Below are 13,938 nucleotides of genomic sequence, written 5' to 3'. Positions count from 1 at the left end.
CGTCAATGACTTAAAAGATCGCCGCCTCCCGCAGGGAGTCGCCTAAACGTGTCGGAGCTGCTGAAGGCTGCGATCTTTAAAAGTGCACTCATCATTCCATTGGAACTCCCCATAACGCCGTTCCGTCATCTGCATTGAGGGGGGGCTGCGGCTGTTTCGTGGCGATCCCTGATAACGCTTTTTTTCATTCAGAAGGCGAGGGGCGACATGAACACTACTGACAGCAGCACCGACAGCCAGCCAGATAAACCTGATTCAGGAGGGCCAGAGCAAGGCTTTGAACACTTGAAGGAAAACGTCACAGAGGCATTGGGCGGCGCCCGGCAGCAGGCGGATGCGCAGTTCGGCCAATATCGCGATACCGCCGCCGACCAGATCGAGGCGCTGGCCCAAGGGGCGAAGTCTTTCGTTTCGGAACTGGAGGACAAGGATGCCCTTGGCATGTCCGACTACCTCGCGGACATGGCCGAATCCATGAGCGGGCTGGCCGGCAATCTGCGAGGCAAAAGTGCCGAACAGTTGCTCCATGACGGCGCCGACCTGGCCCGCAACAACCCTGCGTTGTTCATTGCCGGCAGCATTGCCCTGGGCTTTGGCCTGTCGCGCTTTCTCAAGGCCGGTGCCGCCCCCGCGGCGACATTTGCCGATTCCAGGGATCCGGCCGCAGGCCATTCAATGCCTGCGTCAGGTGGTTTTGGAGCGCAGCGGCCCTACGAATCGCCCCTACCATCACACGCGGGTCAAGGCCCTGGCCTGGCCACTGGCATTACGCCGGCCGCGCCCAACGAGCATGACCACACTTCGGACTTTGCTACTCGCCCGACCCCTGGTTCGACAAACTTCAATGGAGCACTGTGATGAACAGAGAAGATCCGGATTTCCCTGGCGCAAGACCGATGCCCGTACCTGATCCTGACGTTTCGGTCGTCGGCCTGCTACGGCAGTTGGCCCGCGAAGTGCCCGCGCTGTTCACCAAGGAACTGGCGTTGGCCAAAGCCGAGCTACAGACCAGCCTGACAACGCTCAAGGCAGGCATTGCCGGGGTCGCGAGCGGTGCGATTGTGCTGCTGGCAGGCTTCATCATCCTGTTGATGTCCGCCGTCTATGGGCTGAGCATCGTGATGGCGCCGTGGCTGGCTGCGCTGATTGTTGGCGTCGTGGTGATGATCGTCGGCTTCGCCATGCTCCAGGCTGGAAAAAAACAGTTCGAGCCGTCCCATTTAAAACCTGACCGGACGCTGGACGCCTTGAACAAAGACCAGGAAGCGCTGCGCAGGAGAGTCTCATGAACAGTGAATTCGAATACGAGTCGCAGAAAAGTCCAGAGGCCATCGAGCGCGATATCGATGCGCAGCGGGAAAGCATCGGCAACATTGTCGACGCACTGGAAAGCAAGTTCACCCCGGGCCAGGCCTTCGATCAGGCGTTGTCTTTTATGCAGAACAACGGGACGACTTTCCTGAGCAACCTGGGCACCAGCGTGCGCAATAATCCCGTTCCAGCCGTGCTCACATCGGTTGGTTTGCTGTGGCTGATGATGAGCCAGAACCGTGCGCCGACGCCGCGCCTGACTTACCCCGTGACGCCGGATAAGAACAAGGCCGGAGAGTGGGCCGATGGCTTGGCGGAGGGTATCGACAGTGCGCGAGACCATTTGCACCAGACTGCCGACACGCTCAAGGAGGGTTATCAGAGCGTGAAAGACAAGGCGGCGAACCTGGGAGACAACCTCGGCGCGGCCAGCGACAACATCAGCCACGCCATGCACGACGCCAGCGACCGTTTGGTGCACAGCACGCAGGTAGTGGGTGATCAGTTGGGCCGTTTGCTCAAGGAACAACCGCTGATGGTCGCCGCTGCGGGTATTGCACTGGGCGCCATGCTCGGCGCGGCATTACCGTCGACGGCGACGGAGCAACGCTACATGGGCAAGACCAGCGCCGGCTTGGCCGACAAGGTCAAACAGCAGGCACGGGAGGGGTTTGAGGCGGTGCGCGATACCGTTACCAAAACGACTGATCACCCGGATGCACAGAACAAGCCGCAACAGGCTCAAGCCGAAGCCAGCAATGGTCCAGCCGATCTGTCCAGAGGTTTGGGTACTTCGTAAGGGGTAGCAGGATTAGCGGGAAGTCTGAACCGGCTTCCCGCTATTTTTTTCCGCTGAGTGTACAGGGCAGACACTCATCTGATCCATTTGAACGCAGCCGGGAATCTTGCGACGAAACAAGTTCCTGTCTCCCGCGTCGAGGAGACATTCAAGCTGCCGTTGTGCGCCGTGGCAATCTGTGAAGCGATATAAAGCCCCAATCCCAGACCTTCACCGCGCTGACCCGCTTCGGAGCGGGTAAAGGGTTCGAACAGCAGCGGCATCAGCGGTGCTGGAATCGGAGCGCCCTGATTGGTCACCGATACGACGATTTCATCACCTTCGGCATAGGCTCGCACGTTGATGGGCGCGGTCGGTGAGCCATGGGTGACCGCATTGCCCAGGAGATTGGAAAGCAACTGGCTCAAACGCAACGAGTCGCAGTAAATGCCGGGCGGTATGTCCAGAGAGTGGATCAGGGTCGCCTGGGGGTGTGAAGCCTGTATTTCATCCAGGGTCAGTTTCAGCGTGCGCCCCAGATCATCGGTCAACTGGCGCCTGACCGGGATCCCGCCCCCCATTCTTCCCCGGGCAAAATCCAGCACGTTTTCTATCAAGACACCCATTCGCGTCGAGCTATTGCGGATCGCAGCGATCAGGTTCAGTGATCGCACCTCGGTAGTTTTCGTTTCCAGCAGGTCGGCGCTCAGCCGAATCGCGCTCAAGGGCGTGCGCAGGTCATGCCCCAATACGGCGATGAACTGCTCACGCAGCCGTCCATGTTCAGTGGCATCGACCAGCGCGGCTTTGGTTGTCTCCAGACGGCTTTGCGTATCAAGACTCATGGCGATCAGTTGGGCGAAAAGTGTCAGTGTCTTGGCAATGGCAGGCTCGTCGAGATTGGCCGGTACCGAATCGATGGCACACAAGGTCCCGAAAAAATCGCCATTGGCCCTGATGATAGGGATGGAGATATAGCTCTCCAAACCGTAGGTTCTCGGGGTGTGATGCAGCGAAAAAACCGGGTGTGCACTGGCGTGACCGAAGATGACCGGTTTTCTGTGCTGGCGGATTTCATGGCAGATGGTCGATTCGAGGACCAGTTCGCCGCCAGGCTTCAAACCGAAATCGATTGAATCATCGACGGCGCAGGCGACCCAGCTTCTGTCGGTAACCCTGGCGACAGCGGCAAAACGCATCCCGGTCAGATGCTTGACCATGCTCAAGATGACGGGCACGGCATCAATGCTGCGGATGGCGTGGACGTCAGGGGAAAAGTCTGGGCCGGTCATGGTCTGAATGTTCGATAGGGAGGTCGGCCAGAGCCTATCTTTAAACTCGGTACTTGGCCAATGGTGCGGCCGGACACCAGCATCATCATTCGTCCTGCCGCCGGGTGTAATGCAACAAACGATCGGTTTCGGTCTTGACCACCAGGTAGCACTCGCAGCTGAGCCGCTCCAGGCGCACTCTGTCCAGTACGGTGATCTGCCCGCGGCTGTACTCGATGACGCCTTGGCGCTGCAGTTTGCCAGCCGCTTCGGTAACGCCTTCGCGACGCACGCCGAGCATGTTGGCAATCAGCTCCTGGGTCATGTTCAGGCGATTGCCGGGCAGACGATCCAGGGACAACAGCAGCCATCGGCACAATTGCTGGTCGATCGAGTGATGGCGATTGCACAGGGCGGTCTGGGACATCTGCGTGATCAGCGCCTGGGTGTAGCGCAGCATCAGCAGGAGCAGATCGCCATGGCGGTTGAACTCTTTCTTGAGTTTTTGCCCGGGCAGGCGAAATGCGCTGCCGGCACTTTGCACCACCGCCCGGCTGGAGGTGCTTTCGCCGCCCATGAACAGGGCGATGCCGATCAAGCCCTCGTTGCCGACCACGGCGATTTCCGCTGACGAGCCGTTTTCCGTGACGTGCAGCAGGGAAACGATAGCGTCGGTCGGGAAGTAAACATGGCGCAAGGTATCCCCCGGTTCATACAGCACATCGCCCAGCACCAGGCTGACTTGCTCCAGGTGCGGCATCAGGCGCTTGAGGTCGAAGGCCGGGAGCGCCGCAAGCAGATGATTGTGGTTTGGCTGGGGTGAGGCATACATGGCAAAGCACCGTGGCGGTAGGGGACGTACCGACTCAGGGTACTCCCATGCGCGCCCGGGCTGGTGATCGATGTCTACTGATCGACGGCTTGCTCGTAGGCCAGCGCCAGGGGCTGGGGGGAGCGAGCGCGGCAGTCTACCCGCAGCCAATGCTCCAGGCCGTCGTCATCCAGGGTCAGCGCGTTGCCGCCGACTGGCTGGCCGTCGATGGTCATGGTGGTGACGGTTGCACTGCCCTGACGCACATCAAAGTGGTAGAGGGCCTTGCCATAGCGGTAGTGCAGCATGAAACCCGGCCAGTCCGCCGGTATCAGCGGTTCGATTTTCAGTGTTCGGCCGCTGCGCTGTACGCCCAGCAATGACTCGACAATCAACCGGTACATCCAGCCGGCGGAGCCGGTGTACCAGGTCCAGCCACCGCGCCCGGCATGGGGCGCGGTGCCGTAGACATCGGCGGCCATCACGTAGGGTTCGACCTTGTAGGTGTCGATTCGAACGTTGTTGGCAGGAACTGCGGGGTTGATCAGGTTCAGCAGCTCCCAGGCCTTGCCCGCTTCACCCAGTTGCGCATACGCCATGCCCGCCCACACGGCAGCGTGGGTGTACTGCCCGCCATTCTCGCGCACGCCGGGCACGTAGCCCTTGATATAACCAGGGTCCAGAGTGCCCTTGTCGAACGGCGGATCGAGCAGCAGCACGGCGCGGATGTCGCGCTTGATCAGATGCTCATCCAGTGACTGCATGGCCTGGATCTGGCGATGCGCAGCACCGGCCCCTGACAGCACCGACCAGCTTTGCGCAATCGAGTCGATGCGACACTCTTCATTGCTGGCCGAGCCGAGCAATTGGCCGTCATCGAACCAGGCCCGGCGATACCAGGCGCCGTCCCAGGCGCTTTGCTCGAGGTTGCTTTGCAGGGTGCGCGCGCTCTCGCTGCAGCGTTTGGCAAAGTCGTCATCCCCGTGCAAACGGGCAGTCACGGCAAACTGTTCCAGCACCTGATAGCTGAAAAAGCCCAGCCAGACACTTTCCCCGGCACCCAGATGGCCGACGCGATTCATGCCATCGTTCCAGTCACCGGAGCCCATCAGCGGCAAGCCGTGCTTGCCGCGACGCAAGCCGTGTTCGATGGCCCGCACGCAGTGTCGATACAGGGACTCGTGCAGCGGCGAGGTGCCCGGAAGGTCATAGTAGGATTCTTCAGCAGCAGCCAGCAGGCGTCCTTCCAGGTAGCCGACGGACTCGTCCAGCACGGCCACGTCTGCGGTCACTTCCACGTAGCGATTGGTGGCGGCCACCAGCCACAGGAAGTCATCGGAACAGCCAGTGCGTACCCCTCGATTCATTGGCGGGTGCCACCAGTGCTGCACGTCACCTTCGGCATACTGATGACCGGCGCACAGCAACAGATGCGCGCGCACGGCAGCCGGATCGGCGTGGATCATTGCCATGCTGTCTTGTAACTGGTCGCGAAAACCAATGGCACCGCCCGATTGGTAGTAGCCGCTGCGGGCCTGGAAGCGGCAGGCGATGACCTGATACATCAACCAGCCGTTGACCATGACGTCGACCGCGGGCGCTGCCGATTCGATACGAATGACGCCAAGCAGCGAGCGCCAGTGGTCGCGAACTTTCTGCAACTCCGTGGCGGCCGCCAGGCTGCCCCGATAGCGCTGCACCCGTTGGGTGGCGGCGTTGCCGGAGTCGGCCGCGCCCAGGCGCAGGATAACTTCCTGGCTGGCGCCATCGACGAGGTCGACCGCCACCTGCAGGGCGGCACAGGGGTCCAGCCCACCGCCCATACGCCCGGACAACCCGGCGTGCCGCATCGCCGCCGGCGCGGCCAGGGTGCCGCCGCGGCCAATGAATTCGGTACGGTCGGCGCTGACGCCGTGATTCACCGTGTCGGTGTCGAAGAACGCGACCCGCTCGCAAAACTCCACCGAGTAGGCGTTGCGGGCGAAGAGGGCGCCGCTGACCGGATCCGATTGGGTGACCACATGCATGGCCGACTTGCCGCGCAGATCGCCCAGCACCCATTCCACATACCCGGTCACCGACAGCTTGCGGCTGCGCCCCGAGCGGTTGCTTAACAACAACCGCGAGAATTTGATCGGCGCATCCAGCGCCACGTAGATCCACAGCTCGCTGTAAATGCCGTCTTCTTCATGTTCGAACACGCTGTAGCCGAAACCGTGACGAGTCTGGTACGGGCCTTTTCCGGGGCAGGGCTGGGGTGCCGCCGACCAGAAATGCCCGGTCTCTTCATCCCGCAGGTAAATGGCTTCGCCGCTGCGATCGGTGACCGGGTCGTTGTGCCAGGGGCTCAGGCGAAACTCATGGGCGTTTTCCGCCCAGGTGTAGGCACTGCCGGCCTCCGATACCACAGTACCGAGATGGGCATTGGCGATCACGTTGACCCAGGGCGCCGGTGGCGGGTGGTCGGCCAGCCCGCTGATGATGTATTCATTGCCATCAGCGCTGAAGCCGCCATAGGTATTTTCCAGCAGCAGCGCCGAAGGCTTGGGCTGTGGTGAAAGCGGCCCGGCTTTATACGGCCGGGTCGCCACAAACGGCGCGTGCACCGGCGACACATTGCGCCTGTGAACCTGTTCGGCGAGGCTGCCCGAACCTTCGCTGAGCACTAGCCTTGCGACCGAGAGCACCAGCACGCGATCCTCATTCGAAATCTGTTGCACCGGCCGCACAAAAATGCCACCCGGACGGTCCAGCAGGGTGGCTTCACTGCCGGAGGTGATCAGGCCCATGATCGCGTCCTGCAGTTGCTGGCGATAGCCGGCCTGATCTTCGTTCCAGATCAGCAGATCGACCACCAGGCCTTTTTGTCGCCAGTAGGCGTGGGCCTGAATCATCTGCTGCGCCAGGGCGATGTTGTCCAGGCTGTGGATCCGCAGCAACACGATGGGCAAGTCGCCGGAGATGGCCTGGCCCCAGAGCCCTGTCTGATTGCGCCGATTGCTCATCAGCACCGTGTTGTCGGTGCGCATCGAGGCGTTGGCATATAGCAGGGACGAAGCCATCTGTTCGAATAGGCGGGCGTCGGATAACGAAGCGTTGAGCTGACGCAGCAGCACCTGGCTATGGGTCCAGGACAGGTCGAACACCCGGTCGGCGAGGTGGCGGTCGCGGTATTTGTTGATCAAATAAAGGCAACCATCACGGCTGTCGGCGACACCGGTGACCAGGTCAATGGTGGCCTGTTGGCCAGGTTGCAGGGTAATCCTGCAGCGAATCGCGACTATCGGATCCAGCACCGGGCCAGCACTGCCTGACAACATCTGGCAATCGCCATCGAGGGCTGCGGGCGATACCAGGCTGCGTCCACGGCCGATGAATCGGGCACGATCGGTTTCGTAGGAGATCGCATCGATATCCACCCCGTGTGCGGCCAGCAAATGGCACATCCACGGCGTCGCTTCATCGCTGGCCCGGGGGCGGCGACTGCAGATAATGGCTTGAAGCTCAGGCAGCAGTTCGGTTTGCACGAACAGCTTGCTGAATGCCGGGTGCATCGCGTCGTTGCCCGGGGGCGTCAGCACGACTTCGGCATAGGTAGTGACCTCCAGCGTCTTGGCCACTGACGCGCGATTGGTCACATGCAGGCGCCGCAGTTCCATGTCGTCTTCAGGCGAGACAACAATTTCCAGGTGGGTGTCGAAATCCAGATTGCGCGCGCGAAATTCGGCGCGCGAATCACTGAAGATCGCCTCGTGGCTTTCGGTTTGCTGCAAGGTTGGTTGATAAGCCGCGGACCAAAGCGTATTGGTCTGGACGTCGCGCAGGTAACAGAACGTCCCCCAGTTGTCCTGTGAGATGTCCTCCTGCCAACGGGTGACGGCCATGTCGTGGCGTCGGCTGTAGCCTCCGCCGCCACTGGTCAGCATGACGTGGTAGCGACCATTGGAGAGCAATTGCACGGCCGGACGTTTGCGTCCCGGATCGAAGAACACCCTCAGGCCGTTTTCCTCGCTCTGGCCCTCGCCGGCATTGACGGGCGCCGGTGATTGCGCGGTCTGCAGGTACGGCGCAGCAGACTTGGGCACCCGTTCCTGCAACAGCAACAGGGCTGATTGCAACGCCGGGTTGGCCTCGAATCGCCGTTGCATGGGTTGATCGAGCAGTCGGCTGGTCAACGCCAGCAGGCTCATGCCCTGGTGGTGAGCCATGAACGAGCGGACCACGGCGAGGGTCTGACCGCGGGGCACGCGGGCCTCGGTGTAGTCCACCGCTTCATACAGTCCGAATCGGCCTGCAGAACCTTGCCCGGCAAGGCGCTGCAGGTTCTTGCAGGCAGCCTCGGCGTCGACCATCAACGCCAGAACGCTGGCATAGGGCGCAATCACCACGTCATCGCTGAGCCCGCGCTTTAGCCCCAGGGCCTGAACGCCGAAGGCGCGATACTGATAATTGAAGTGCGCGTCGACGGTGTAGTAACCGGACTCCGAAACGCCCCAGGGGATGCCCAGCGTGTTGCCATGTTCGATCTGCACCGCCACGGCGGCCCGGCAGGTCTGGTCGAGCAGGCTGCCCTCGTAGTTAGGCATCACCAGCATGGGCATCAGGTATTCGAACATCGAGCCCGACCAGGACAACAAGGTCGGTACCCCGGCGTTTTCACCCAGCAGCCTGCCCAGGGTGAACCAGGCGCGCTGGGGGATCTGTCCTTGAGCGATGGCGACGAAAATGGGCAGTCGCACCTCGGACGCCAGCAGGTCGTAGTAACCGCTGTCCAGCCGGAGCTCTTCGGCGTTGTAACCGATGACGAACAGGTCGCGCTGTTGATCGTAAAGCAGCGAGTAGTCCATCTGTGCCAACCCGGTCGCCAATACAGCCAGACGCTCCAGTGTCGCCAGACGCGATCCGGCGACACTGCGCACCCGCTCTATTTGCGGGTGGTGTTCGGCTGCCCAGTCGGCGGGGTTCAACGCTGCCAGCTGACGCAAGGTCGTCGACGCGGTAGCGGTTAGCGGGGCAGGGAGCTGGTAACGCAGCAGTTCTTCTGTCCAGTCATTGCACTGAAGCCTAAACGCCTCGCGCCAGTAAAGGCTTTCCTCGTTGCTGTCCGCTTGCATGTTTGCGACCGCGAGGCGTGCCGTGTGCAGCAAATCGACCAGCATGCCTGGCGTCGCCTCTGGCGAGACAAGATCAAGGCGCTTGCCCAGTTGATTCAAGGCGGGTTGATCCGCACTTGCGCCACCCTGGCACACGACAAGGATGTCGAGGCTGTCGCGCAGGCCCTTGATCAGTGCAGGGCCGAACAGCGGCGAGTCTGCAAGTTGCGTCAGACCGGTGCTCAAGGTCAGCAGCAGGCCCGCCAGGTTACCACTGTCGACGGTTGAGACGTAATGCGGTCGCAGCGGCTCCAGGGTCTGGGTGTCGTACCAGTTGTAGAAGTGCTGCCGATGACGCTCCAGGCCGTCCATGCTGTCCAGTGACGCCCCAAGCCGGTTCAGCAGGCGCTCAGTGCTCAAATAGCCGAAGTCGTGAGCGGCCAGGTGGGCGAGCAAGGACATGCCCATGTTGGTCGGGGAGGTGCGATGGGCAATGGCCGGCCTGGGTTGTTCCTGCACGTTGTCTGGGGGCAGCCAATTGTCTTCAGGCCCGACGTATTGATCAAAAAATGCCCAGGTCTTGCGCGCCAGTACCCGCAGGAAGCGTAACTCCTGCGCCGACGGCGCGAACACCGACTGCCCGGGGGGTGAGCTGAGTCGCCAGGCGACCCAGGGGCCAACCAGCCACGACAACAGCAGCGGGCTGGCGATGGCCAGCGTCTGCGGGTTGTCCACCAGCAGGGCCAAAGAGGCAAGGGATGACACGGGCCCGATCCACATCTGCCGGTAGAGGCCGGACAACCGGTTATCGGTGGTGCGTTCCACCTCGCGCGAGGGTTGCCATTGCAGCAGGCGACGCCGGCTGAAGCCGATCCGCCAGAGCGAGCGCAGTACAGCATCGACGCTGTAGAGCATTTCGAAAGGCAGCCAGGCGAGCGCCAGACACGCCCGGGCCAGGTCCTGCCCGAGATCGCCCAGCAGCGCCCCCAGATATTGTCTGTAGGGGACGTCGGCGGGGGCTCGGAGCAGATCGCTCGCCGCTCGCAGCAAGGGTTGAATCACCAGCAAACCGATGACTGCGACGGTCCAGCCCAGCGGTTCGCTGCTGGCCAGCCAGGCCCATGCAAACATCAGCAACAGCGCCAGCGGTTCCAGGCTGCGGCGCAGATTGTCGAGAATCTTCCAGCGCGCCATGACGCTCAGCCGGTTGCGCACCCGTTTTCCATCGGCGTTGCGCGCCCAGGGCAAGGTCCACGGCAGCAGTTGCCAGTCGCCGCGTATCCAGCGATGCCGGCGTTTTACATCGGCGGCAAAGTGCGAGGGGTATTGCTCGTAGACCTGCACATCGCTGAGCAGGCCGGATCGGGCATAACAGCCTTCGATCAGGTCGTGGCTGAGAATCTGGTTATCCGGCAGACAACCTTCCAGGGCACAGGTGAAAGCATCCACGTCGTAGATGCCCTTGCCGATGAACGAGCCCTGCTGGAACAGATCCTGGTAAACGTCCGAAACCGCCCGGGTATAGGGATCTACCCCGGCATCGCTGCCGAACAGCCGGGCATAGCTCGAGCGCGTGGCGCTGGTCAGGCTGATACCGACCCGCGGTTGCAACACGGCGTAGCCGCAAATGATCTGCTCGCCGGCACTGTCGAACAACGGACGATTCAACGGGTGCATCATGGCCGCCACGCATTGACGGGCGACGTCGCGCGGCAGCAGGGTGTCGGTGTCCAGGGTGATGACGTAGCGAACCTGGTGCAATGGCGTGATATCGCCGACGATCGTGTCGAAACGTTCCTGTCCGTTGCCGCGCAACAGGGCGTTGAGCTCGATCAGCTTGCCGCGTTTACGCTCGTGGCCCATCCACACGCGTTCACTGGCGTTCCAGCGCCGTGGCCGATGCAGCAGAAAGAATCGGTCGTTGAGTCCGTCCGCGTACTTCTGGTTGAGCAGGGTGATTGCACGGGAGGCGTGGTTGAGCAAATCGGCGTCCTGCGGCAGGGATTCTTCATTGGCATCGAGAAAATCGCTGAGCAAGGCGAAATACAGGTTGTCGTCGCGGTTGGCGAGAAAACGTACCTCCAGGCCTTCGACCAACTCATCGACATCGGCCAGGCTGGCGATCAGCGTCGGGATTACTACCAGGCTTCGCGCCTCGTCGGGAATGCCGTTGGCGTAATCCATTTTCGGCAGAACCGCCGGCAACAGACTGAAGGTCACCAGCCAGTTGATCAGGCTGACGGCCAGTCGGCTGGTCATGATCAGGCATGGAATGGCCAGCAGCAGGAGCGCTACGTCAGGCAATCCGTCGCGTCGCGCCGAGGCCAGCAGCGGCCAGGCAAACAGCAGCGTCAGCAATGCCACCGGGGCCAGATAAAAAATCAGCGGGGATTGCTGCAACAACCGGTTCCAGCGCTTATGCAGCGGCACCCGGGCGTCGATGCGGCGCTCCAGGGTTGGCAGCCCGGCGCTGATCAGGTAATAGCCGACGTGGCGGGCCAGCAACGGGCAGGGGACCGTGGCGGTCCCGGCTGTGGCGAGATCGATCGCGGCGCGGGCGACCTGGATTTCCGATAATTGGGGGCTGCTTCGGGCCAGGCGTTCAATGACATGCCGGTAGCTGTCACGGGTAGCGAAATCCATGGTCGGGTAAATCGCCGCCGGGTCTTGCGCGAGAATCTGTTCGACATGACTCATCGATTCGACGAACTCGCGCCAGTCGGTGGCGGACAGCAGGCGCAAGCTGCCGATGCTGTTGCCGATGGACACCTGATCCGCGGCCTGTTGCTGCGCATCGAGCTGCACCTGGCGTTCGATGCTCGAACCGGTCTCGCTGAGCATCTGCTCGATCCAGCTCAGCGGCAGGGCCAGGGCTGCGCTCTGACCCTGCAGGCTGCGGGTCAGTTCGGCGACAAAAGCCGGGGTCATCGGCGGTGTGGAGCGGGCCATATCGGCAACGGTCAGCACCACGCTCTTGATATCCCGTTCCGAGGTTTCGATCAGGCGCTCGGCCCAGTCATCGGCGAGGTTTCGATCGTCGGCGTTGGCCATGACCCGCGACGCCACGCGACGCAGGTTTTCGATCAACGCCAGGCGCAACATGATCGGGATCGCCCACAGCTCTCCCAGTGCCAGAGGCATCACCGTCTGGTAGGCATCGATGAAGCGACTGAGGGTTTGCTCATCGACTCGGCCGTCGCCATGGGAAATGGTCTCCAGCGCGATGTCATAGACCCTCGGCAGCCCGGCGGACGGGCCGTTGATCAGGCGTGGCAACTCACGGCTGTAGCCTTTGGGCAGGTGCGTGCGGGCGGTGCGGATGTGGTCTTCGATCAGAAAGTTATTGTCCAGCAGCCACTCTGCTGCCGGCGTTACCCGTCGGCTGGACATTTGCGCGTGGGTCAGCGCCGAGCAGCTGCGTTTGAGCAGTTGTTCGTTGTCATCGAGTCGACGCAGCATGGCGTCCTTTGCGGACAACGCGCTCAGGCGATGCTGTCCGGCCAGGGCGATACCGTGGCTGGCCATCTGATCGGCGTTAATCAGCTCCGAGCGTAATATCGGCTCGTATTCGAATCGGGGGCGGGACAAATGACCGGTTCGCCAAAATCCGGACGAACGGGGAAACACCTTTTGCATGCGTGTCCATATGCTGTTCATAAGGTCCTGATCCTGGAATGCCTGAATACAAATGCGCGTGTTGCGGCAGGTGCGCCAGTCCATTGCGTGCGCACCGGGCAGCACGTGCTGGACGTACCTTTTGTACCTTGAGTTTGACGATTGGCAGGGGTGTTCGTCTGTTCGCTGGCGAACATAGGCAGGATGAAGGCGACTTGCAGCCCTGGGGCTTTATTGCAGGCAAAAAAAGACCCGCGATGGGGGGGGCGGGCCAGGAATCACAAAGGAGTTGGGTTAACCCTACGCCGGTGAATGTGAAATTATCGTGATGGATGGATGGCTGACGATGTTTGGCGGGCCTAGCCTTGGCTGGTGGATAAAATAGCCGGCATTTGCAGTTCTTTGTAAATGGCAAGAAACCTCAAGGAAGAGGTGAATATCAGGGCCAGCCAACCGGCGATCTGGATTGACCCGAATACATCGCGTAACAAGACATACAAAATGCACCCCAGCAGGATCGGTGTGGCATAGATCTCACGTGACATCAACAACGAGGTTCTGCCGGCCAGCACATCGCGAGCGATGCCTCCTCCGATACTGGTCAGTACACCCATCATCACGGCAAAAGGCGCAGCAAGTTGTAGTCCCAGCACTTTCTCGGTAGCCACTAATCCAAACAGAGCGGCCGCGAATCCATCGAGGTACAACAACAGGCGATAACGTTGCTGGAATCTCTTGGTGAGGAAAAAAGCCAGCAATGCGGCACCGCCGCCGACCCAGATGTAGTTGAAGTCTGCTATCCAGAAAATCGGTTGATCGAGAAGTAGATCGCGAATGGTGCCGCCACCAATGGCAGTAATGATGCCCAGTACCACGGCGCCGAATACATCGACCCCCACCTTGTGAATAGCCAGTACCCCGGTAATGGCGAATACCGCGGTGCCCAGCATTTGCTGAAAATACAGCATCCGTCACTCCGTTTTCAGGCTGGCCATCTCGAGAGTGATGGCGGTGTGGGCGTGCGGTTGTGATTGTAGCTGATGGCTGGCCGCCAGCTAT

The 13,938-nt window shown here is 61.3% G+C and carries 7 protein-coding genes; 3 read left to right on the top strand and 4 right to left on the bottom strand.

What is annotated here, in order from left to right; genetic code table 11:
• Positions 1-207: 207 nt before the first annotated feature.
• From AC07OG_RS08010 to AC07OG_RS08000, 3 genes are read left to right on the top strand one after another with little or no spacing between them, the layout of a single operon-like run.
• Complete coding sequence (locus AC07OG_RS08010) at positions 208-858, top strand: hypothetical protein (protein WP_495066680.1); 651 nt, start codon at positions 208-210, stop codon at positions 856-858.
• Entirely contained in the window at positions 858-1,289 is a 432-nt protein-coding gene (locus AC07OG_RS08005; RefSeq protein WP_060542070.1) for a phage holin family protein, read from the top strand. Before AC07OG_RS08010 ends, AC07OG_RS08005 begins: the two co-directional genes overlap by 1 nt.
• The gene (locus tag AC07OG_RS08000; RefSeq protein ID WP_495066679.1) at positions 1,286-2,110 is read left to right on the top strand and encodes a DUF3618 domain-containing protein; all 825 of its coding nucleotides are present in this window, start codon (positions 1,286-1,288) and stop codon (positions 2,108-2,110) included. The genes AC07OG_RS08005 and AC07OG_RS08000 overlap by 4 nt, the downstream gene beginning before the upstream one ends.
• 74 nt (positions 2,111-2,184) lie before the next feature.
• Here the strand turns inward: AC07OG_RS08000 and AC07OG_RS07995 are convergent, their stop codons facing one another.
• From AC07OG_RS07995 to AC07OG_RS07980, 4 genes are all read right to left on the bottom strand, one after another.
• Positions 2,185-3,381: a GAF domain-containing sensor histidine kinase gene (locus tag AC07OG_RS07995; RefSeq protein WP_495066678.1), complete on the bottom strand. Its 1,197-nt coding sequence runs from the start codon at positions 3,379-3,381 to the stop codon at positions 2,185-2,187.
• 85 nt (positions 3,382-3,466) lie between these two features.
• A complete protein-coding gene (locus tag AC07OG_RS07990) occupies positions 3,467-4,192 on the bottom strand; it encodes a Crp/Fnr family transcriptional regulator (protein ID WP_060542073.1) in 726 nt (241 codons plus the stop codon).
• Between the two features lie 74 nt (positions 4,193-4,266).
• Positions 4,267-12,921: a glycoside hydrolase family 94 protein gene (locus AC07OG_RS07985; protein ID WP_495066677.1), complete on the bottom strand. Its 8,655-nt coding sequence runs from the start codon at positions 12,919-12,921 to the stop codon at positions 4,267-4,269.
• Positions 12,922-13,238: 317 nt separating this feature from the next.
• Entirely contained in the window at positions 13,239-13,847 is a 609-nt protein-coding gene (locus AC07OG_RS07980) for a trimeric intracellular cation channel family protein (protein ID WP_060542075.1), read from the bottom strand.
• Between the last annotated feature and the right edge of the window lie 91 nt (positions 13,848-13,938).

The sequence above is a fragment of the Pseudomonas sp. GW821-FHT09H03 genome (genome assembly GCF_059415945.1).
This window is presented reverse-complemented; position numbering and strand designations above follow the sequence as displayed.